At 70.1% G+C, this 21,354-nt stretch carries 16 protein-coding genes and 1 tRNA gene; 3 read left to right on the top strand and 14 right to left on the bottom strand.

Going from position 1 to position 21,354, the window contains the following annotated elements:
* Positions 1-13: 13 nt before the first annotated feature.
* Genes tldD through leuS form a run of 12 tightly spaced genes read right to left on the bottom strand, consistent with a single transcriptional unit; the run spans position 14 to position 14,645 of the window.
* Positions 14-1,483 carry a metalloprotease TldD gene (gene tldD / locus LRA98_RS07825; RefSeq protein WP_430981845.1) on the bottom strand — a complete coding sequence of 490 codons (1,470 nt, stop codon included), beginning with the start codon at positions 1,481-1,483 and terminating at the stop codon, positions 14-16.
* Positions 1,484-1,494: 11 nt separating this feature from the next.
* Positions 1,495-2,355: a carbon-nitrogen hydrolase family protein gene (locus LRA98_RS07820; protein WP_201172726.1), complete on the bottom strand. Its 861-nt coding sequence runs from the start codon at positions 2,353-2,355 to the stop codon at positions 1,495-1,497.
* A complete protein-coding gene (locus LRA98_RS07815; protein WP_238633524.1) occupies positions 2,339-5,752 on the bottom strand; it encodes a YhdP family phospholipid transporter in 3,414 nt (1,137 codons plus the stop codon). Before LRA98_RS07815 ends, LRA98_RS07820 begins: the two co-directional genes overlap by 17 nt.
* A gap of 21 nt (positions 5,753-5,773) precedes the next feature.
* Positions 5,774-7,222 (bottom strand): ribonuclease G, encoded by a 1,449-nt coding sequence (rng, locus tag LRA98_RS07810; RefSeq protein WP_238633523.1) that lies wholly within the window; start codon positions 7,220-7,222, stop codon positions 5,774-5,776.
* A 7-nt stretch (positions 7,223-7,229) separates the two neighbouring features.
* Complete coding sequence (locus tag LRA98_RS07805) at positions 7,230-7,811, bottom strand: Maf family protein (RefSeq protein WP_238633522.1); 582 nt, start codon at positions 7,809-7,811, stop codon at positions 7,230-7,232.
* Between the two features lie 25 nt (positions 7,812-7,836).
* Positions 7,837-8,301 (bottom strand): 23S rRNA (pseudouridine(1915)-N(3))-methyltransferase RlmH, encoded by a 465-nt coding sequence (rlmH, locus tag LRA98_RS07800; protein WP_238633521.1) that lies wholly within the window; start codon positions 8,299-8,301, stop codon positions 7,837-7,839.
* Positions 8,277-8,630 (bottom strand): ribosome silencing factor, encoded by a 354-nt coding sequence (rsfS, locus tag LRA98_RS07795; protein WP_238633520.1) that lies wholly within the window; start codon positions 8,628-8,630, stop codon positions 8,277-8,279. Before rsfS ends, rlmH begins: the two co-directional genes overlap by 25 nt.
* Before the next feature lie 9 nt (positions 8,631-8,639).
* Entirely contained in the window at positions 8,640-9,296 is a 657-nt protein-coding gene (nadD, locus tag LRA98_RS07790) for a nicotinate-nucleotide adenylyltransferase (protein ID WP_238633519.1), read from the bottom strand.
* 19 nt (positions 9,297-9,315) lie between these two features.
* Positions 9,316-10,590, bottom strand: coding sequence for a glutamate-5-semialdehyde dehydrogenase (locus tag LRA98_RS07785; RefSeq protein ID WP_201172757.1), 1,275 nt, complete (start codon positions 10,588-10,590; stop codon positions 9,316-9,318).
* Between the two features lie 49 nt (positions 10,591-10,639).
* The gene (holA, locus tag LRA98_RS07780; RefSeq protein WP_201172759.1) at positions 10,640-11,644 is read right to left on the bottom strand and encodes a DNA polymerase III subunit delta; all 1,005 of its coding nucleotides are present in this window, start codon (positions 11,642-11,644) and stop codon (positions 10,640-10,642) included.
* On the bottom strand, positions 11,644-12,165 hold the full coding sequence (locus LRA98_RS07775; RefSeq protein ID WP_238633518.1) for an LPS-assembly lipoprotein LptE: 522 nt from the start codon (positions 12,163-12,165) through the stop codon (positions 11,644-11,646). Before LRA98_RS07775 ends, holA begins: the two co-directional genes overlap by 1 nt.
* A gap of 26 nt (positions 12,166-12,191) precedes the next feature.
* Positions 12,192-14,645 carry a leucine--tRNA ligase gene (gene leuS, locus LRA98_RS07770; protein ID WP_238633517.1) on the bottom strand — a complete coding sequence of 818 codons (2,454 nt, stop codon included), beginning with the start codon at positions 14,643-14,645 and terminating at the stop codon, positions 12,192-12,194.
* A gap of 194 nt (positions 14,646-14,839) precedes the next feature.
* Between leuS and LRA98_RS07765 the strand changes: the two genes are divergently transcribed.
* Positions 14,840-15,379 (top strand): zinc ribbon-containing protein, encoded by a 540-nt coding sequence (locus tag LRA98_RS07765; RefSeq protein ID WP_201172774.1) that lies wholly within the window; start codon positions 14,840-14,842, stop codon positions 15,377-15,379.
* 110 nt (positions 15,380-15,489) lie between these two features.
* Here LRA98_RS07765 and LRA98_RS07760 read toward each other — a convergent pair.
* Positions 15,490-15,564 (bottom strand) — tRNA-Gly (locus tag LRA98_RS07760).
* 214 nt (positions 15,565-15,778) lie between these two features.
* On the opposite strand from LRA98_RS07760, the gene LRA98_RS07755 reads away from it, so the two are divergent.
* Complete coding sequence (locus LRA98_RS07755) at positions 15,779-17,815, top strand: hybrid sensor histidine kinase/response regulator (RefSeq protein ID WP_238633516.1); 2,037 nt, start codon at positions 15,779-15,781, stop codon at positions 17,813-17,815.
* A 221-nt stretch (positions 17,816-18,036) separates the two neighbouring features.
* A complete protein-coding gene (ettA, locus tag LRA98_RS07750) occupies positions 18,037-19,707 on the top strand; it encodes an energy-dependent translational throttle protein EttA (RefSeq protein ID WP_201172781.1) in 1,671 nt (556 codons plus the stop codon).
* A gap of 109 nt (positions 19,708-19,816) precedes the next feature.
* On the opposite strand, the gene LRA98_RS07745 is transcribed toward ettA, so the two are convergent.
* Positions 19,817-21,085, bottom strand: coding sequence for an O-acetylhomoserine aminocarboxypropyltransferase/cysteine synthase family protein (locus LRA98_RS07745; protein ID WP_238633515.1), 1,269 nt, complete (start codon positions 21,083-21,085; stop codon positions 19,817-19,819).
* Between the last annotated feature and the right edge of the window lie 269 nt (positions 21,086-21,354).

Raw genomic sequence — 21,354 nt, 5'->3', positions numbered from 1 at the left:
CGGCGCGGGGCGATCAAGCCTGGGTGCCGCCGACGGTCATGCCGTCGACCCTGAGCGTTGGTTGGCCGACCCCCACGGGGACGCTTTGCCCCTCCTTGCCGCAGACCCCGATACCGCCGTCGAGCTTCAGGTCGTTGCCCACCATACTCACCCGTGTGAGCACATCCGGCCCGTTGCCGATGAGGGTCGCGCCCTTGACCGGGTGCTGGATACGCCCGTTCTCGATCCAGTAGGCCTCGCTGGCCGAGAAGACGAACTTGCCCGAGGTGATGTCCACCTGGCCGCCGCCGAAGTTCACCGCGTACAGCCCCCGGTCCACCGAGGCGATGATCTCGTCGGGGTCGTGGGGACCGGCGAGCATGTAGGTATTGGTCATCCGCGGCATGGGCAGGTGGGCGTAGGACTCCCGGCGGGCATTACCGGTGCGCGCCATGCCCATCAGTCCGGCATTCTGCCGGTCCTGCATGTAGCCGGTGAGCACCCCGTCCTCGATCAGGGTGTTGCACTGGCTGGGGTGGCCCTCGTCATCGATGTTCAGCGACCCCCGCCGATGGGCGATGGTACCGTCGTCGACGACGGTACACAGCGGAGAGGCCACCCGCTCGCCAATGCGGTCGGTGAATGCCGAGGTCCCCTTGCGGTTGAAATCCCCCTCCAGGCCATGGCCGACGGCCTCGTGCAGGAGCACCCCGGGCCACCCGGGACCGAGGACCACGGGCAGATTCCCCGCCGGCGCCTCTTCGGCCTCGAGGTTGACCAGCGCCTGACGGGCCGCCTCGCGGGCATAGGCCTCGACACGCTCCGGCTCGACGAAACGCGTGTAGTCGTAACGCCCGCCCCCACCGGAAGCCCCGCTCTCGCGGCGCTCGCCGGCGGCCGCCAGCACCGAGACGTTGAGCCGGACCAGCGGGCGGATATCCCCGGCCCAGCCGCCCTCGGAGTTCGCCACCAGGATGGTGTCGTGGGCACCGGCCAGGCTCACCACCACGTGGACGATGCGCGGGTCGACGGCACGCGCCGCGGCCTCGGCACGGTGCAGCAGGGCCACTTTGTCGTCCGCGCTGAGGCTCGCCAGCGGATCATCGCCGTGGTAGAGCCCGCCCACGGCACCGCTGCGGAAGGCGGCCAGGCTGCGGCTCTGTCCGCTGCGCGCCACCGCACCAGCAGCCGAGGAGGCATCCAGCAACGCCTCCAGACCAATCTCGTCGCAGTAGGCGAACCCGGTCTTCTCGCCGCTGACGGCACGTACACCCACACCGCGGTCGATGCTATGGCTGCCCTCGCGGACGATGCCGTCCTCAAGCACCCAGGCCTCGCGCCGGGCGGCCTGGAAATAGAGATCGGCGAAGTCCACGCCTGGGCGCAGCAGGCGGCTGAACACCTGACCGAGGCGCGCCTCGTCGAGTGCGGCCGGCGCCAGCAACCGCTCCTCGGCTTGACGAAGCGGGTCCGGGGTCGCAGTAGCGGCTTCGGCGTGGTTCATCATTCGGTCACCTACAACTTGCGGTGAAGGAGGGCCGGGAAACGCTCCCGGATCTCGTGCAGGCGGCTCAGGCTCACCTCCACGGTGATCACCCCGGCGCCGCGTTCCAGGCTCTTCATGACGCGCCCCCACGGGTCGACGATCATGCTCTCACCGTGGGTCTCACGGCCATTGACGTGGTAGCCGCCCTGATCCGACGCCACCACGTAGCAGAGATTCTCGATGGCCCGGGCACGGACCAGCACGCTCCAGTGCGCCTCGCCGGTCACGGCGGTGAAGGCCGATGGAACCGCTAGGATCTCTGCCCCCTGGGCGGCCAGCTCGCGGAATAGCTCCGGGAAGCGCAGGTCGTAGCAGACTGCCACGCCGAGCCGCCCGAGCGGCGTCTCCACCACCAACGGGGTCTCCCCGGGCTGCTGGGTGTTCGATTCCCGATAGGCCTCGCCTGGAGCCACCTCTACATCGAATAGATGAATCTTATCGTAGCAGGCCAGGCGGCTGCCATCGGGACCGTAGACCGTCGCCGCCGGCCGGATGCGCTCAGGAGTCGCGCCCTGCAGCGGGATGGTGCCGCCGACCAGCACGATTCGGTGGCGACGGGCCTGCTCGGCTAGGAACGCCTGGATGGGACCGTTGCCCTCGGCCTCGGCGTGCTTGAGCTTGTCGGTGTCCTGGTAGCCCATGATGGCGAAGTTCTCGGGCAGGACCACCAGCTCGGCCCCGGCCTCGGCGGCCTCGCCGATGAGCCGTTCGGCCTCCTGGAGGTTGGCCTCGACGTGGGGGCCCGAGGCCATCTGCACCGCCGCCAGGTTGTGACGCCGGGACTGGCCGTTCTCGGAGAGCCCTCGGGCTCGATTAGCGCTGTGTTGCATCCTCGACTCCAAGCCTGATGACGCGGGGCTCGTGCCACGGCCCCGCCACGCGATAGCGCACCGCCGCTGCCCGGTCCACCCCCTCGCCCAGCAGTTGATCGGCCAGGAAACCGCCGGCAGCCCCCACCCCGCCGCCGAGCAGCGCCCCGAGTAGCGGCAACGTCGCCCCGAGGCGCGGCTCGACAACGACATGATTATCGTAGACACGCTGCGCCAGATTCATGTTCCCCGATATGGTAACGCGCGCCGCCGGTCCGGCGATGCGCAGATCATCGACGTGGGCGTAGCCACCGGCAGCGGTCACCCGGCCGCTGATGCGATCGAAAGCAAAACCCTGCCCGGAGAGGTCGGCGAAGTCGAGCAGGATCCGCCTCGGCAGCATACGCAGCCCCAGCAGCCCCACCACGCGCCCGGCGCCCGGATCCACTTCGGTGATGCGCCCGTCGTTCATGCGCACCCGCACCGCGCCTACCAGATCGACCAGCTCCACCCCCCACGGAGCCTGGGGCCAGCCGAGCTCGGCGGAGATGTCGACGTCCGCCACCGTCACCGCCCGCGGTGCCTGCAGCAATCCGAGCAGATCCCCCACATCGCCGCTGCGCAGCCGGCCCCGCAGTGCCGTTCCGGTGGGCCGCCACTCCCCGCTGGTCACCAGGTGCAGCGTGGGCCCGCGGATACTAGCTTCATCCATGTACAGCACCTCGCCGCGGGGGCGCAGCCGGACTCGACCGGCACCGGCCACGCGGCCGGCGAGACGCACACTGGCCACGTCGATATCCACCTCGGGCCAAGCCGCCGCGCCGGGCCCGGCCATGCGGGGACGGGGGTCAGCCAGGTCCGGCCCGGCATCCGGGGCAGCCTGCGGCACCGGCAGATCCAGGTGATCCAGGTCGGCCCGGACCCGCCTCAACGCCTCGTCCCAGGTGACCTGACCGCTGATCAGATCGCCGCGCAGGGCCAGCTGCCCGGGCTGATCGGCGTACCACTCCGCCGCCAGCGTCTGGTCGCCGTACCCCCGTGCGCCGACGGTCAGATCGCCGACGCGCAAGTGGCCACGCAGCGGAAGCGGCGGCCGCCAGGCCGCGCCCTGCGCACCCAGACCGGACAGACCGTCGCCGGCCTGCCCGATCAGCCAGCGCCGCCAGGCATCGAGGTCCAGCTCGTCGATCCGGCCCTCGACGACACTCCCGCGGGTCGGCAACCTCAACGCACCGGGGCCGAAGCGCAGGGCCAGCGACCGCGGCAGGCCGTCTTCGCCCGCCGCCGCCCCGGCGCGCATCAGCTCCTCACCGTAGCTCAGCCAGTACGACTCGAGCCCCCCGGCCGAGAAGCCCAAGTCCGCCTGCACGTGGCGGCGCTCGTCGCGCTCGACCCCGAACGGTGCCGGCAGGGCCATCTGCGTGCCTGCGAGGCTCGAGCGCACCCGCAGGCTCATCTCCGGCCTCTGGAGGTGCGGCTGGAAGGCTGGCAGGCGGGCACGGACCGACCACGGGGCGGCACCGCTCAGCCAGGCCGGATCCTCGGCCAGCCCCTCGAGCAGGCTCGCTGGCGTGCCGTGACCGGCGGCGTCGAGGAGGATACGCGACCGCCCTTCCACGGTGGCGGTACGCACCCCAATCGACAGCGGTTCGCCGCCCCAGCGGCCGGTCAGCTCCCCGGCGCTGCGTATGCCGGCGGCATCGAAGCTCAGGGCACCGGTCAGTGCCTGGGCATGCACCCAGCGATCGATGCCCGCATCGACCCCGTGGAGCTGCACCCGGCCGTCGAGCAGGACCGTCTCGGGGTGAACCATCTCCAGGGGCACGGCCAGATCCAGGTCGAGGGCCATCGGGCCGCTGGCGTACAGCGGCACCGGATCGCCGAGCCACTCGCGCCCCAGCGGAGAGCCGGCGAGGAAGCCCAGACCACCACCGGCATCGCCCTCGCCTCGACCGCGCACGGTGAGGATGGGCTCGCGCAGATCGTGGATACCCACCGCCACGTCGCGCAGTTCCACCCCGTTGGTGTACCCGCGACCGGTGATGGCCATGCTGGCGTTATGGAAGCGCAGGTCGGCGTGGATGCCGGTCAGCCGCGGCCAACCGCGGTCGTAACGCAACTGGCCACCGCGCACCCCGGCACGGACGTCGAAGACACCCTCACCGGCGTCGAAGGGGAAGCGGTCGGGACGGCCGAAGAAGAGCAGCTCGGCACCGTGGGCGGTGCCGCCGAGCAGGCCGTCCTCCAGCCACTCGACCACCTCCGGTGGCGTGACCCCGGCCGGCACGTAGGCGGGCACCCGCTCGATGGGGATTTCATCGGCGCTGGCGCGCAGGAACAACCGCGGGGTGTCACCATCGCCGCCGGTGAGCGACCCGCGCCCGCTGGCGCGGGTATCGGCGTTCTCGACAAACACCCGCGGCAGCTCGACGGACCAGCGCCCGTCGGGCTGCCAGCTACCGCCGAGCACTGCCCGGGCCCGGCCCACGGCGACATCCTCCCGGAACAACCAGGGCAGCTCGAGCGCCGTCTCGGCCGCGGCCAGTTCAGCGGTCCAGTCCCGCCCGGCAAAGCGCGCCTCGGCGGCCAGGTTGTCGACTCCCGGCGCCGGCCGCCGCGGCTCCATGCCCAGGTCACGACCGCGCAGATTGCCGTGGAGAGCATCGGCCCGGCCGTCGGCCAGCTCCAGCCAGAGCCGACCGTCGAGGATCCCGGAAGCACGCGTATCGGTCAGGACGGCTGCCCAGGGAGCCACGGCGACCCCGTCAAACGCCGCATAAACGGTCGCCGCGGCGGGCGCCTGCAAGGGCAACCGGGCGGCCAGCTGCAGCCCCCGGCCCGGCCCAGCCTCGTCCCCGGCGCTGCGCAGGCCGAGCTCCAGCGCCTCGGCGTCGCGGCGTCCGGCCAGCTCGAAACGGACACGCTCCCCGGCCGTACCCCGGCGGGGGATCAGCTCCACGGCGGCATCGCGCAACGCCACACGCCGCGGGACCGCCCGCAGGTCCAGCGCCGCCGCCCCTTGCTGCACCCCGTCCCCCAGCCCCGGCACGGACCAGCCATGCCGGTCCGCCTCCACGGTGACGCGCAACCCCGCCGCCGACACGGCGGCCCACCGGAGCGCGCCGGCACGCAGGCTCTCCAGCGGCGCCGGGGTCAGCGTGGTCCGCTCCAGGGTGATCGGCGCCTCGTCCCCGACCCGCACACCGGTCAGCTCGATCCCCGGCCACAGGCCGCGCCAGACCAGATCAGCACTGTCCACGGCCACCGGCGCCCCGAGGGCCTCGGCAGTCAAGCGTTCCACCGGCGCGTTCAAGTTGGGGGCCAGCCAGACGGCCAGACGCAGTGCTGCAGCGCCGAACAGCGCCGCCAGCAGCACCAGGCGCAGGCCGCGCAGCACGCGCGGGCCGAAGCGGCGCATCAGGGCAACCATAACGACGGATTATACGGGAATGACGTCGTACTGGTCGGCCACGTAGAGGGACTCGACCTGCAGCTCGATGGGTCGCTCGATGAACTCCTCAAGCTGCGCCAGGCTGGTGGATTCCTCGTCGAGTAGCACCTCAACGACCGACGGCGCGGCCAGCACGATCACCCGCTGCGACTCGAACTGGCGCACCTCGCGCAGGATCTCGCGGAAGATCTCGTAGACCACCGTTTCGGCGCTCTTCACCGTACCCCGGCCACCGCAGGTCGGACACGGCTCGCAGGTCACCTGCTCGAGGCTCTCCCGCGTCCGCTTGCGGGTCATCTCCACCAGCCCCAGCGAGGAGACGGCACCGATCTGCGTCTTGGCGTGATCCCGCTCGAGGGCCTTTTCCAGGGCACGCAGAACCTGGCGGCGGTGCTCGGCGTCGGTCATGTCGATGAAATCGACGATGATGATGCCGCCGAGGTTGCGCAGGCGCAGCTGCCGGGCGATGGCCTGGGCGGCCTCCAGGTTGGTCTTGAAGATGGTCTCGTCGACGTTGCGATTGCCGACGAAACCACCGGTGTTCACATCGATGGTGGTCATCGCCTCGGTCTGATCGATGATCAGATGCCCGCCGGACTTGAGATCCACACGGCGCGACAGAGCGCGCTCGATCTCCTCTTCAACCCCGTAGAGATCGAAGATCGGCCGCTCGCCGGCGTAAAGCTCCACCCGCTCGGCAACATGGGGCAGCAGGTCCTTGCAGAAGTCACGCAGGCGAAGGTAACCCTCGCGGGAGTCCACCCGAACCCGCTCCAAGTCCCGGGTGGCCAGATCCCGCAGGGCACGCAGCAGCAGGGGCAGATCCTCGTGGACCAGGGTCCCGGGCTGCGCCGCGCCGGCGCGCCGGCGGATGCTCTCCCAGAGCCGCACGAGGAAGTCGTGGTCGGCACTCAACGCCTCGTCCGCGGCCCCCTCCGCCGCGGTGCGGAAGATCAGCCCGGCCTCCCCGCGCTCGGCGTCGAACCCCTGAGCCACCGCACGCAGCCGCTCGCGCTCGGCCTCCTCCTCGATCCGCGCCGAAATGCCCACGCCCGCGGAGTGCGGGGTCAGGACCAGGTAGCGCGAGGGCACGGTGATCTGCGTAGTGAGCCGGGCCCCCTTGTTGCCGATCGGGTCCTTGATGACCTGCACCAGCAGCGCCTGCTGCTCGCGCAGCAGCCGGTCGATGGGGGGTGGGGGTCCGCCGGATTCGCGCTGCAGATCCGAGACGTGCAGGAAGGCGGTGCGCTCCAGCCCGGCATCCACGAAGGCTGCCTGCATACCGGGCAGCACGCGGCGCACCTGGCCCAGGTAGATGTTGCCCACCAGCCCGCGGCGGCGGGCCCGCTCCAGGTGGACCTCCTGAAGGACGCCGTTCTCGACCAGGGCCACCCGCGTCTCGCGGGGGGTGAGGTTGATGAGGATCTCCTGGCTCACGCGCCCCCTACCAGCGCTCGCGCCAGGGGATCTCGAGCTTGTCGAGCAGCAGCGTGGTCTCGTAGAGCGGCAGCCCCATGACCCCGGTGTAACTACCCTCCAGGTGTTCGACGAAGACCCCGCCCCGGCCCTGGATGGCGTAGGCCCCCGCCTTGTCCACCGGCTCGCCGCTGGCCCAGTAGCGGGCCCGCTCCTCGGCGGTGATCTCGCGCAGGGTCACCTGGCTGACCGACAGCCGGGTGGCCTCGCGATCGTCGACCAGCGCCACCCCGGTCACCACCCGGTGGGTCTGCCCCGACAGGCGCTCGAGCATACCGTGGGCGTCGGCCTCGCTGGCGGGCTTGCCGAGGATCTCACCGTCGAGGACCACCGCGGTATCCGCGCCGAGCGCCGGCGCCTTTTGCTCAGCAGCGGCGTGGCCGCGCCGGGCCTTCTCCAGGGCCATGCGCAGGACGAACATCTCGGCGCCCTCACCGGGCTCCGGGGTTTCGTCGACGGCGACCGGCAGCGTGTGATACCCGATACCAATGCGCTCGAGCAATTCGCGCCGGCGGGGCGACCCGGATGCGAGGATGATGTAAGGCTCCATTTCCCTAGACCTTGTGGCGGTGCGCTCAGGTTCGATGATACGGATGCCCGCTGAGCAGCGTCCAGGCGCGGTAGACCTGCTCGGCGACCAGCACCCGCACCAGCATGTGCGGAAGGGTCAGCGGCGACAGCGACCAACAGGCATCGGCGCGCTCGCGGACCGCCTCACTCAGCCCGTCGGCGCCGCCGATGACGAAGGCTGCCTCGCCACCCTCGTGGCTCCAGCGCCCCAGGCTGCGCGCCCACTGCCGGGTGTCGCGGGGCTTGCCGGCCTCGTCCAGGGCCACGCAGACCGCTCGCGACGGCAGCGCCCGGAGTAGCCGCTCGCCCTCGCGCTCGCGGGCGTGGGGGTCGTCGTTGCCGCGCCCGCCGGCACTGACCTCGTGCAGTTCCAGACGCCACCCCCTGCCCAGGCGCCGGGCGTAGTCCTCGAAACCGTCCCGCACCCAGCGCGGCGGCTTCTGGCCTACTGCGACGAGGTGGAGGCGCAAGCCTCGTCCATCTCCCACATGCGCTCAAGGCGGTAGAAATCGCGGCTCTCCCGGGTCATGACGTGGACCACGGCATCACCCAGGTCGATCAGCACCCACTCCGAGTTCGGCTCGTCGCCCTCCACGCCCAGCGGCGTCAGCCCGCTGGCCTTGGCGTCGTCGACCAGGCTGCGCGCCACCGCGTGCACGTGGCGACGGGAGGTGCCAGTGGTGACCACGATCAGGTCGGTCACCGGCGTGCGCCCGCGGACATCAATGGCCACCGTGTCCAGGGCCTTGATCTCGTCGAGGGACTCGCGGATCCGTTGCTCCAGCTCTTCCACCACCATGACGACCTCTTACAACTGCGGATAGCCGTACCAGCCCGCCTCGACCACCCGCTGCCGCACCGTCTCGGGCAGCAGATAGCGCACGGACCGACCCACGGCCAGGGAACGGCGGATCCCCGTGGCGGAGATATCCACCGGTGTCACCGCCTGGAACAGGATGCGCCCGGCCGGGCTATGGCGCAGGCCCGCCGGCTCTTCGGTGACGCGGTCGGCCACTTCCTCGGCAAGTGCCTCGGGCAGCGCGCCGCGCACGCCGGGCCGCTCAGTGACCACGACGTGGGCACGCTCGAACAGCAGCCGCCAGCGCGACCAGCCCGGCAGGCCCAGGAACGTGTCGTAGCCAAGGATCAGACAAAGCGAGACCCCGCCCAGCTCGGCTCGGAGCTCGGCCAGCGTGTCGACGGTGTAGGAGGGGCCGTCGCGATGGAGCTCGCGCTCATCGACACAGGCGCTGGGATTGCCCGCCACGGCCCGGCGCACCAGCTCCGCCCGCTGCTCCGGCCCGACCCGCGGGCGAGCGCGGTGGGGCGGGATGCGCGCCGGGATCAGGCGCAGCTCGGAGAGTTGTACCGCCTCGCGGACCTCCTCGGCCGGGCGCAGGTGACCGTAGTGGATCGGGTCGAACGTGCCACCAAGCAGGCCAATGGTGCGCAGCGGTTGTCTCACGCGGCGACTCACCTCGCTGTCAGCTGCGGACGTGGCCGTCACCAAGGACGATCCACTTCTCGGTGGTCAGCCCTTCCAGCCCCACCGGGCCGCGGGCGTGGAGCTTGTCGGTGCTGATCCCGATCTCGGCACCGAGGCCGTACTCCTGACCGTCGGCGAAACGGGTCGAGGCATTGACCATCACCGAGCTGGAATCCACCTCGCGGAGGAAGCGCTGGGCCAGCGGATAACTCTCGGTGACGATGGCCTCGGTATGCCCAGAGCTATAGCGCTCGATGTGCGCCACGGCCTCTTCGAAACCGTCCACCACTCGCACCGAGAGGGTCGGCCCCAGGTATTCGGTAGCCCAGTCCGCTTCCGTGGCAGGTACAGCCTCTGCGAGCCGGTCCCGGGTGCGCTGGCAGCCGCGCACCTCGATCCCGGCCTCGCGCAACTGGCGGCCGATCTCCGGGAGGACGCGCCCGGCGGCGGCCTCGTCCACCAGCAGCGTCTCCATCGTGTTGCAGGTGCCCAGGCGCTGCGTCTTGGCATTGACGGCGATGGCCACTGCCTTGTCGGTATCGGCCGCCCCGTCGATGTAGACGTGACAGACCCCGTCGAGGTGCTTGATCACCGGCACCCGCGCCTCGCGCGCGATGCGCTCGACCAGGCCCTTGCCGCCACGCGGGACGATCACGTCCACCGACTCGGGCATCTGGATCAGGGCGCCGACGGCATCCCGATCCGTGGTCGCGACCACCTGGACGCCGTCGCCGGGCAGCCCGGCATCTTCCAGCCCGGCGCGGATCTGCTCAGCGATGGCCCGATTGGAACGGATCGCCTCGGAGCCGCCGCGCAGGATGGTGGCGTTGCCCGACTTGATGCACAGCCCGGCGGCATCGGCGGTGACGTTGGGACGAGACTCGTAGATGATGCCGATCACCCCGATGGGCATGCGCATGCGGCCGACCTGGATCCCCGAGGGCCGCGCGGAGAGTTCGCGCACCGCGCCAACCGGGTCCGGCAGCCCGGCGATCTCGCGCAACCCGTCGGCCATACCCTGGATGCGCCCCGGGGTCAGCTCCATGCGGTCGATCAGGGCCGGATCGAGCCCGGCCTCGCGGGCAGCGTCCAGGTCCGCGGCGTTGGCCGCGGCGATGGCCTCGGCACCCGCCTCGATGCGGGCGGCAATGGCTGCCAGGGCGCTGTTACGCGCCCCGGTGCCGGAACGTGCCAGGGCACGCCCGGCCGCCCGGGCCTGCTGCCCGACCCGCCGGATGGTCTCGGTGATGTCGCTCGACTGCTCTGCACTCATCGGGTTTGCTCAAATGGCCTCGATCAGGAACAGGGTGTACCTTCCGGCACTATTTTGCCATGGCACGCGCCAGGCGAGAGACCAGGGCCCGCAGCTGCTCCCACGGCTCCCCCGGCGGGAGCCCCTTGATCGCCCGATCCACCCGGTGGCAGCGCTGCAGCAACTGCCGCCAGGTGGCCACCGGGCGCCGGCGGGCGGCATTGCGCAACCGCGCGGCCCGCCGCTTCCAGATCCGCTCGCGCTGCAGCACGCCCTCGTCGGCGCCGGCCGCCAGCCGTGCCGCCACACGGATATCCCGGGCCAGGGCCCAAAGGATCAGCGGAGGCTGCACGCCCTCCTCCTCCAGCGCGGCCAGAACGCGCAGCGCCCGCGTCCACTCCCCGTCCAGGGCAGCGTCGGCCAGATCGTCCACGGTATAGCGGGCGCTGTCGGCCAGGGCCCCGGCGGCCGTCTCGACATCCACACCGCCCCCGCTGCCGACGAGCAGGCGCAGCTTCTCCACCGCCTGGTCCGCAGCCAGCAGGTTGCCCTCGGAGCGCTCGGCGATGAGCGCCGCCGCCTCGGGGTCCGCCTGCAGCCCGGCGCGGCGCAGCCGCTCGGCCACCCAGCGCGGCATGTCGCGGCCCGGCACCGGCCAGCAGTAGACAAAGATGCCGGCCCCGGCCAGCGCCCGCGCCCACGCCGCCTCCCGGGCCGAACGCTCCAGGCGGCCACTGGTCACCAGCAAGACGGTGTCCTCCGGGGCGTCGCGGCAGTAGGACTTGAGGGCCTCGGCCCCGTCGCGCCCGGGCTTGCCGCCGGGCATGCGCACCTCCAGGAGGCGGCGATCGCCGAACAGCGACAGGCTGCCCGCAGCCTCGGTCAGCCGCCCCCAGTCGAACCCGGCATCGACATCGAGCACCTCGCGCTCGGCGTGCCCGGCCTCGCGGGCCGCACGGCGCACGGCGTCGGCGGCTTCGCGCTGGAGCAGCGGCTCCTCCCCGGCGATGAAGCAGACCCGGGGCAGCACCCCGCGCTCGAGCTGGCGATGCAGGGTCTCCGGCCGCTCGGCCATCAGCGCAGAGCCTGGAGCCGCAGCATCAGCAGGCGCACGGCGTCGGCTCGCAGCTCCTCCTCCAACTCCGCCTCGCGAGCCCGGCGCTCGTCGGCCCCGCCGTCCGGATCGGCAAAGGTGCGCTGGGCATCCAACGAGGTGCGCTGGATGCGCGTCTCGCCCTCGGCATCGACCACGCTGTAGTCGATGGTGTAGGTCAGCCGGTAGTCGAGCACATCACCGCCGGCCCCGACCGAGGCGGTGTCGCGGCTGCTGCCCCGACCGTGCAGGGTCAGCACCCACTCGGCACCGGCGGCGCTCTCGGTGTACTGCCCGCCGCCCCCCTCGATGGCGCGGCGCACCTCGCGGCGCAGCTCGCTGCTACCCGCCTCGTCCACCACCTGAATGACCCGGTCGTCCAGCGAGATCCCGCCCGGAGCGCCACGCAGCTGCCAGCCGCAGGCGCTCAGCGCCAGGGCCAGTACTGCCACGCCCAGCAGCCCGGCCACCCCCTGGGACCGGTTCCGCCACGATAATCGCATCCGCACCCCCTGGCGGCGGAAGGCCGCTACTTGGCCACCACGTTGATGAGCTTGCCGGGGACGAAGACCACCTTCCTGATCTCCTTGTCGGCCACGAAGCGCTGCACGTTGTGCTCGGCCAGCGCCGCCTCCCGGGCCTGCTGCTCATCGGCGTCGGCGGGCAGGGTGACGTGGCCGCGAAGCTTGCCGTTAACCTGGACCACCAGCTCCACCTCGTCACGGACCAGCGCCTGCTCGTCCGCCTCGGGCCAGGCGGCCTCGACCACCGGGGTCGTATGGCCGAGCTCGAACCACAGGTGGTGGCAAAGGTGCGGGGTGATCGGCGCCAGGATCAGCACGGCTGCCTCCAGCCCCTCCTGCATCACCGCACGGCCAGCGTCGCTGTCGTCCCCGGCCTTGCCCAAGGCGTTGCACAGCTCCATCACCGCCGCGATGGCGGTATTGAAGGTGAAGCGCTTGCCGATGTCATCGGAGGCCTTGGCGATGGTCTCGTGAACCTTGCGCCGCAAATCGCGCTGGGGGTCGCTGAGCGCCTGCGGATCCAGCGCCGGCGCCGAACCGCGTGCGACGTGATCGCGCACCAGGCCATGGAGGCGGCGCAGGAAGCGGTAAGCGCCCTCGACCCCGGAATCCGACCACTCCAGGGACTGATCCGGCGGCGCCGCGAACATGGTGAACAGGCGCACGGTATCGGCGCCGAAACGTTCGACGAGCTCTTGGGGGTCGACGGTATTGCCCTTGGACTTGGACATCTTGGTCCCGTCCTTGAGCACCATGCCCTGGGTGAGCAGCCGGGTAAACGGCTCATCGGAGCTGACCAGCCCCTCGTCGCGCAGCACCTTGTGGTAGAAACGCGCGTAAAGCAGATGCAGAACGGCGTGCTCGATCCCACCGATGTACTGATCCACCGGGGCCCAGTGGTCTGCCCGCTCGTCGAGCATGGCGCTGTCCTGATCGGCGCAGGCGAAGCGGGCGAAGTACCAGGACGACTCCATGAAGGTGTCGAAGGTGTCCGTCTCACGCTGCGCCGCACCGCCACACTCGGGGCAGGTGGTCTCGTAGAACGACGGCATGGACTTGATCGGCGAGCCGCTACCGCTGATCGCCACGTCCTCGGGCAGCGTCACCGGCAGCTGATCGTCGGGAACGGGGACCGGGCCACAGTCGGCACAGTGGATCATGGGGATCGGGGCGCCCCAGTAGCGCTGCCGCGACACACCCCAGTCGCGCAGGCGGTACTGCACCCGACGCTGGCCCCGCCCCTCGCCCTCGAGGCGCTCGGCGATGGCCACGAAGGCGCGATCAGAGGGCATGCCGCTGAACGGGCCGGAGTCGGCCAACACGCCGTAGTCGCTGAAGGCACCGGCGGAGATGTCCAGCTCGCTGCCGTCGGGCGGGTGCACGACGGGCCGGATGGGCAGCCCATAGGCGCTGGCGAACTCCCAGTCACGCTGATCGTGGGCGGGCACCGCCATGACCGCGCCGGACCCGTACTCCATGAGCACGAAGTTGGCAACCCAGACCGGGATCCGCTCACCGGTGAGCGGATGCACGGCCTCGAGCCCGGTGTCGGCGCCGCGCTTCTCGCGGGTGGCCAGATCGGCCTCCGCCGTGCCGCCCGAGCGGGCTTCGTCAACCAGCTCGGCGATGGCCGGGTTGCCCTCGGACAGCTCCAGGCTGATCGGATGCTCCGGCGCCAGGCCCATATAGGTGACCCCGTAGAGGGTGTCCGGGCGCGTGGTAAAGACGGTCAGCTGCTCGTCGCGACCGGCCAGATCGAAACTCAGCTCGACGCCCTCGGAACGGCCAATCCAGTTGCGCTGCATATTGCGCACCTGCTCGGGCCACCCTTCGAGCTCATCGAGCGCCTCGAGCAGCTCGTCGGCGTAGTCGGTGATACGCAGGAACCACTGCGGGATCTCGCGCCGCTCGACCAGGGCCCCGGAGCGCCAGCCCCGCCCATCGATCACCTGCTCGTTGGCGAGCACGGTCTGATCCACCGGGTCCCAGTTCACCGCCGCGGTATCGCGGTAGACCAGCCCCTTGCGGTAGAGCCGCGTGAACAGCCACTGCTCCCAGCGGTAGTAGTCGGGATCGCAAGTGGCCAGCTCGCGGGACCAGTCGTACCCGAAGCCGAGCCCCTTGAGCTGCTCGCGCATGGCGGCGATGTTCTCGCGGGTCCACGCTGCCGGGGGCACCCCGCGCTCCATGGCGGCGTTCTCGGCGGGCAGTCCGAAGGCGTCCCAGCCCATGGGCTGGAGGACGTTGTAGCCCTGCATGCGCTTATACCGGCTGACCACGTCGCCGATGGTGTAGTTGCGTACGTGGCCCATGTGCAGCCGTCCGCTGGGGTACGGGAACATCGACAGGCAGTAGTACTTGGGGCGTCCGGTGTCCTCGCGCGCCCTGAAGGTCTGCTGCTGCTCCCAGTAGGCCTGGGCCTCGGCTTCGATCTCTTTCGGTCGGTACTGGTTGTCCATCGGTGTCTGTCGCTTTCCCGGGCAGGTGAGCCGTGCAGGATAACGGAGCCACGTCCCGGGGTTCTAGTTGCGCGGCCCCCGGATCCGCCGGGCAGGCTCGCATCCGGCAAGCAATCTGCACATCGGCCGGCGTTGCTAGTACCTTGGTACCCAGTACCCGAGGTGCGATGGCATCGACCCGACACGGAGGCCGCATGAGCAAAAAGTCCGACCCGGAACACCAGGCGGGCCACCTGCCCACCAGCTACGAGCGCATGCTCACCCGCCTGCGCGAGCGCTTCGCCAGCTGCGAGGATGGCGGCCCGCGCCTGGCCCAAGCTCTGGAGGAGGTCAAGCGAGCCATGGTCGCCGACGGCGAACTGCCCCGCGCCGACGCCGACCGGGTGGGCGACGCCCTGCAGCGCGACCTGGAGGAGGCGGGCGCCTGGCTGGCCGACCGCAGCCACGACCACCCGCTGCGCGACTGGCTGCGCATGGACCTACAGATGCTGGAGAGCTGGCTTTGGGACGCCTTTTCCTCGGTGGCCGACCGCACCAGCATGGAACTGCGCGGATTCGTAACCACCGGCGAGCCCAGCCTCTACCACACCGACGAGATCGCCGGCCCCGGCGAACTGGCGTGCATCGCCTGCGGGCGCACCATCACGCTGCAGCGCCCCGGCCACATCCCGCCGTGCCCGGGCTGCGAGCACACCGAGTTTGTACGCACGGCACACCGCGACGCAGAGCGGTGATGTGTTGACGGACAAGACGCGGAGGTGGCCCGTGGCGAGGGACGGGCCACTCGGACTCGGCGCGATTCACTGCGCCATGAAGCAGGAAACAACGGAAAAGGGAGGGGAGATGGAGCGGGTGATGGGATTCGAACCCACGACCCCAACCTTGGCAAGGTTGTGCTCTACCACTGAGCTACACCCGCTGTGTCGTTACGGGTGCGCATTCTACAGGCATCGCCGCCGGCGTCAACCCCCTTGTTTCTGCAGGCAATGGCGAGGGCCGGGGCTCGCGTGCCACGGCCACTTGAAACCCCGCCCCGAAGCGGGTAATGCTGAGCAGAACTGGACCCGGGGCCTGGAAGCCGTATCGGCCCGTGCAACCCGTCCAAGCCGAACCGGCCGCACCAGGGAGGCGCCATGAAGTCCGCCCCGATTCCCGATGACGAACACATCCGGCTGGCGGCACTGTACAGCTACCGCATCCTCGACACCGAGGCCGAGGCGGCCTTCGATCGCTGTGTCCGCACCCTCTGCCGAATCTACGACGTACCCATCGCCGCGGTCTCCTTCGTCGACCGCGACCGGCAGTGGTTCAAGTCGGCCCGCGGCCTAGAAGACTGCGAAACCCCCCGCTCCATCTCGTTCTGCGGTCACGTCATCGCGGAAGGGGGGCTGCTGGTGGTCGAGGACGCGCGCACCGATCCGCGCTTCCACGACAATCCGCTCGTCACCGGCCCTCCCGGCATCCGCTTCTACGCGGGTGCCCCACTGGTCACGCCCGCCGGGCAACCCGTCGGGGTCCTCTGCATCCAGGACCGCGAACCGCGCACGATCAGCAAGGAGGAGCTGATCCCGCTGGAGGATCTGGCCGATCTGCTCATCGCGCAGCTGGAGCTGCGTCACCGCGAGAACGAGCAGCGGCTGCGCCGGCAGCTGGAGCACCGGCAGCGCGAGCTCGAAGCCATCTTCCAGGCGGCCACCTCGGTCAGCCTGATCAAGACGGACCTGGAGGGGATCATCGAGGAGACGAGCACCGGCACCGAGGCGCTCTTCGGGTATGCCCGCCACGAGTTGGTCGGCCGGCCGGTCTCGCTGGTCCACCTCCCCGAGGACCGCTTCCACCCGGAGGCCATCATCGAGCACCTCCGCCACGATTCCACCCCGGTGCGCCGCGAGATGGAGCTGCTGCGCAGCGACGGCACCACCTTCCCGGCGGTCTTCTCGGTCCACCCGATCACCGATAGCAACAACAACCTCATCGCCACCCTGAGCGTGACCTTCGACATCAGCGATCAGAAGTGGGTGGAGCAGCAGCTGGAGCAGGCCCTGCGCGCCAAGAGCGACTTCCTGAACGCCATCAGCCACGATCTGCGCACCCCGCTGAACGCGCTGATGGGGTTCTCCCAGCTGCTCGCCGAGACGGACCTCACGGCGGAGGAGCGCAGGCGCTACGCCGAATACTGCCAGCGCGGCGGCGAACGACTGCACGGGCTGATCGACTCGCTGCTGGAGCTCAGCCAGCTGCAGAGTGGCCGCCTGCAGGCGCATACCGAACCGCTGGACCTCCCCTCGCTGATCGAGGGGCAATGCGCCCTTTATCGGCCGACCGCGCGAGCGAAGGGCATCGATCTGATCTGCCGAGTCGATGCCGGGCTCCCGCGCTGGGTGCGGGGCGACCGGACGCGACTGGAACAGGCGCTCTCCAACCTCATCGATAACGCCGTCAAGTACACCACGGCCGGCGGGGTCACCGTGACGGCCCGCCCCGAGGGCGAACAGCTGGCCTTTGCCATCGAGGACACCGGCCCCGGCATTCCCGCGGCGACGCGAGACCAAGTTTTCGCGGCCTTCGATCGGGGCGACTACGAAGGCGAGCAACCGGGGCACGGGCTCGGGCTGGCCATTACCCGGGAAGTCGCGCAGATGATCGGCGGCGACCTCCACCTGCACAGCGTCGAAGGCCGGGGATCGACCTTCACCCTGACCACCCCGCTGGAGGTGCTGGACGACCGGCGCGCCTCCCGGGCGCAGCGCCCGCCGACAGAGACGACGGAGCGCCCCCCGCCCGGTCTACGCATCCTGGTCGCCGAGGACGAACCGACCAACGCCATGCTGGCGCAGACCCTTCTGGAACGGATGGAGGCCCGGGTCACCGTAGTCGAGGACGGCGCGAGCGCGCTGCGCACCTGGCGCCAACACCCCTTCGACCTCCTCCTGCTCGACCTGCAGATGCCCGGTCTCGACGGCCTGCGGCTGACGCGGGCAATCCGCGACGAGGAGGCCGAGGGCCGGGACGCGCCCCCGGTCCCGATCGCCCTTTTCACAGCCCACGCGCGCAGCGAGGTGGAGCAGCAGGGCTTCGAGGCCGGTTGCGACGAATTCCTCACCAAGCCGGCCCGCCGGTCCGATCTCGAGGCACTGCTGGTGCGCCTGGCGCCCCGGGACCCTCCCTGACCGGCTGCATGCCCGCACCGGAGCACCGCTGGCGGCCCCGCCAGGCACGGCCGCCAGCGGCAGGCCCTCGGCGTCGAGCCTGGCCCCCCCCCGCACGGACCGAGGAGCCAGACCCAGGGATGGTCAACGGATGCCCACCCGCCCATCACGCGGTAGAATCAGGGGTATCGCGACCGTAACCCTACGGATCATCCACCCCTGTTCGTTAACGCGGCGGAGCTATGGCCCAGTACGTCTTTACCATGAACCGGGTATCCAAGGTGGTACCCCCCAAACGACAGATCCTCAAGGACATCTCGCTGTCCTTCTTCCCGGGCGCCAAGATCGGCGTTCTCGGGCTCAACGGGGCGGGCAAGTCGAGCCTGCTGCGCATCATGGCCGGCGAGGATCAGGAGTTCGACGGCGAGGCGCGGCCGCAGCCTGGCATCAAGATCGGCTACCTGCCCCAGGAACCGAGGCTCAATGACGACAAGGACGTGCGCGGCAACGTCGAGGAAGGCGTAGCCGAGACCAAGGCCCTGGTGGATCGCTTCAACGAGGTCTCCGCGCAGTTCGCCGATCCGGAAGCCGACTTCGACGCCCTGATCGCCGAGCAATCCAAGCTGCAGGACCAGATCGAGGCCGCCGGCGCCTGGGACCTGGATCGCAAGCTGGAGCAGGCGGCCGACGCCCTGCGCCTGCCGCCTTGGGACGCCTCCGTGGCCAATCTCTCCGGTGGCGAGCGCCGCCGGGTGGCCCTGTGCAAGCTGCTGCTCTCGGCGCCGGACATGCTTCTGCTCGATGAGCCCACCAACCACTTGGACGCCGAGAGCGTGGCGTGGCTGGAGCGCTTCCTCCACGAGTTCCCCGGCACCGTGGTGGCGGTGACCCACGACCGCTACTTCCTGGACAACGTGGCCGGCTGGATCCTCGAGCTCGACCGCGGCGAGGGCATCCCCTTTCAGGGCAACTACTCCGCGTGGCTCGAGTACAAGGAGAAGCGGTTACAGCAGGAGGCCCGCGAGGAGCAGGCCCAGCGCAAGGCGATCCAGCAGGAGCGTGAGTGGGTCCAGCAGAACCCCAAGGGCCGCCAGGCCAAGAACAAGGCGCGCATCAAGCAGTTCGAGGAGCTGCAGTCCCAGGAGTTCCAGAAGCGCAACGAGACCCAGCAGCTCTACATCCCGCCGGGGCCGCGCCTGGGCGACAAGGTGATCATCGCCGACGGGGTGCAGAAGGCCTTCCGCGGCGAGCTGCTTTACGAGGACCTGAGCTGCATCATCCCGCCGGGGGCCATCGTCGGCCTGGTCGGCCCCAACGGCGCCGGCAAGACCACGCTGTTCCGCATGATCACCGGCGAGGAGCAGCCCGACGCCGGCTCCATCGAGGTCGGCGATACGGTGGAGCTCGCCTACGTGGACCAGAGCCGGGACGCGCTCAACCCGGAGAACACCGTCTGGCAGGAGATCTCCGGCGGCCACGACTACATCCGGGTGGGCAACTACGAGACCCCATCCCGGGCCTACGTGGGCAAGTTCAACTTCCGCGGCTCCGAGCAGCAAAAGCGCGTCGGCGACCTCTCCGGCGGCGAGCGCAACCGGGTGCACCTGGCCAAGCTGCTGCAGAGCGGCGGCAACACCCTGCTCCTCGACGAGCCGACCAACGATCTGGACGTGGAGACCCTGCGGGCCCTCGAGGATGCGCTGCTCACCTTCCCCGGCTGCGCCCTGGTGATCTCCCACGACCGCTGGTTCCTGGACCGGATCGCCACCCACATCCTGGCCTTCGAGGGTGAGAGCCGGACGGTCTTCATCGAGGGCAATTACCAGGACTACGAGGCGGACCGCAAGAAGCGCCTCGGCGAGGAGGCCGCCCAGCCCCACCGCATCAAGTACAAGCGTCTGGGTACGGGCTGAGGGATCTGGCGACAGGCTGGTGGCGGCGGGCCTCGCTGCCACCAGCCCCGCTACAACCAGGAGCCTGCCCCTGAAACCCTCCTTCTGAGCCCGATCCGCTGAACGCTGACTACTGTTTCAAGGCCTGATCGATGTCGGCGAGGATGTCGTCGACGTGCTCCAGGCCGATGGACAGCCGGACCAGATCCCGCGACACCCCGGCGCTCTCCAGCTCCTCCTCATTGAGCTGGCGGTGGGTGGTACTGGCCGGATGGCAGGCCAGGGATTTGGCATCGCCGATGTTCACCAGCCGGGTGATCAGCTGCAGCGCATCGATGAACTGCGCCCCCGCCTCGAAGCCGCCCTTCACCCCGAAGCTCAGGATGCTGGCCGCCCGTCCGCCCATGTAGCGATCGGCCAGCGGCTTGTACGGGCTGTCCTCCAGGCCGGCGAACTTCACCCAGCTCACCCGCGGATGGGACTGCAGGTACTCGGCCACGCGCTGGGCATTTTCGCAGTGCCGGTCCATGCGCACCGGCAGGGTCTCGATCCCCTGCAGCAGCTGGAAGGCGTTGAACGGCGACAGCGCCGCACCCATATTGCGCAGCGGCACCACCCGGCAGCGGGTGATGTAAGCCGCCTCGCCCATGTCCTCGGTGTAGACGACGCCGTGGTAGGAGGGGTCCGGCTCGACCATCATCGGGAACCGGTCGCCGTGCTTAGCCCAGGGGAAGCGGCCGGAGTCGACGATCACCCCGCCCACCGTAGTGCCGTGACCGCCCATGTACTTGGTCAGGGAGTGGATGACGATATCCGCCCCGTTATCGATGGGCCGCCACAGGTAGGGCGTCGGCACGGTATTGTCGACCATCAGCGGGATGCCGTGGCGGTGGGCGATCTCGGCCAGCCGCTCGACATCGACCACTTCACCGGAGGGGTTGCCGACGCTCTCGCAGAACAGCGCCTTCGTCCGCTCGTCGATCTGCGCCTCCATCCGCTCGTAATCGTCCTGGGCGGCGAAGCGCACCTCGATGCCGTGGATGGGCAACGAGTGGGCGAAGAGGTTGTACGTACCGCCGTAGAGCCGCGAGGTGGAGACGATGTTATCGCCGGCGCGGGTAATCGCCTGGATGGCGTAGGTGATCGCCGCCATGCCGGAGGCCACCGCCAGGCCGCCGATGCCCCCTTCCATGGCCGCCACCCGCTGCTCGAGCACGGCGTTGGTCGGATTCATGATCCGCGTGTAGATGTTCCCTTCCACCTTCAGGTCGAAGAGATCCGCCCCGTGCTGCGTGTCATCGAAGGCGTAGGAGGTGGTCTGGTAGATGGGCACCGCCACCGCCCGGGTGGTCGGATCGGGGGTGTAGCCGGCATGGACGGCCTGGGTCTCAAGTTTCACCGCGGATGACTCCTTTGCCACGTTCCGGATCGGGCGCCCCCGCCGTTACCGGCTCGCGGGCGCGCGTGCGCTCATTAAAAGTGGCATCGCCATTGCGGGGAATCAAGCAACCGGCGGCGCTAAGCTTATGCCTCGGCGCCCTGGCGGACGGCCTCCGCCGCGGCGACGTTGAAATCCGCGGCGGCGGTTGAGATACTGGCGTGATAACGATTATCCAACCAGGCACCCATCCCCGCGCCGGGCCGCGCGAGTGCGCGCCCTCTTCTCCG

The organism is Halorhodospira sp. M38 (assembly GCF_022227985.1).
Taxonomy (GTDB): domain Bacteria; phylum Pseudomonadota; class Gammaproteobacteria; order Nitrococcales; family Halorhodospiraceae; genus Halorhodospira; species Halorhodospira halophila_A.
The sequence above is the reverse complement of the archived record's forward strand: the minus strand, read 5'-3'. Positions and strand labels throughout refer to the sequence as shown.

What these genes read in the sequence shown, in the direction of transcription:
- ettA (WP_201172781.1), top strand. Translation starts at nt 18,037, where the DNA reads ATGGCCCAGTACGTCTTTACCATGAACCGGGTATCCAAGGTGGTACCC.
- leuS (WP_238633517.1), bottom strand. Translation starts at nt 14,645, where the DNA reads ATGGACAACCAGTACCGACCGAAAGAGATCGAAGCCGAGGCCCAGGCC.
- LRA98_RS07815 (WP_238633524.1), bottom strand. Translation starts at nt 5,752, where the DNA reads ATGCGCCGCTTCGGCCCGCGCGTGCTGCGCGGCCTGCGCCTGGTGCTG.
- tldD (WP_430981845.1), bottom strand. Translation starts at nt 1,483, where the DNA reads ATGAACCACGCCGAAGCCGCTACTGCGACCCCGGACCCGCTTCGTCAA.
- LRA98_RS07755 (WP_238633516.1), top strand. Translation starts at nt 15,779, where the DNA reads ATGAAGTCCGCCCCGATTCCCGATGACGAACACATCCGGCTGGCGGCA.
- LRA98_RS07785 (WP_201172757.1), bottom strand. Translation starts at nt 10,590, where the DNA reads ATGAGTGCAGAGCAGTCGAGCGACATCACCGAGACCATCCGGCGGGTC.
- LRA98_RS07765 (WP_201172774.1), top strand. Translation starts at nt 14,840, where the DNA reads ATGAGCAAAAAGTCCGACCCGGAACACCAGGCGGGCCACCTGCCCACC.
- LRA98_RS07820 (WP_201172726.1), bottom strand. Translation starts at nt 2,355, where the DNA reads ATGCAACACAGCGCTAATCGAGCCCGAGGGCTCTCCGAGAACGGCCAG.
- LRA98_RS07805 (WP_238633522.1), bottom strand. Translation starts at nt 7,811, where the DNA reads ATGGAGCCTTACATCATCCTCGCATCCGGGTCGCCCCGCCGGCGCGAA.
- holA (WP_201172759.1), bottom strand. Translation starts at nt 11,644, where the DNA reads ATGGCCGAGCGGCCGGAGACCCTGCATCGCCAGCTCGAGCGCGGGGTG.
- LRA98_RS07775 (WP_238633518.1), bottom strand. Translation starts at nt 12,165, where the DNA reads ATGCGATTATCGTGGCGGAACCGGTCCCAGGGGGTGGCCGGGCTGCTG.
- rsfS (WP_238633520.1), bottom strand. Translation starts at nt 8,630, where the DNA reads ATGGTGGTGGAAGAGCTGGAGCAACGGATCCGCGAGTCCCTCGACGAG.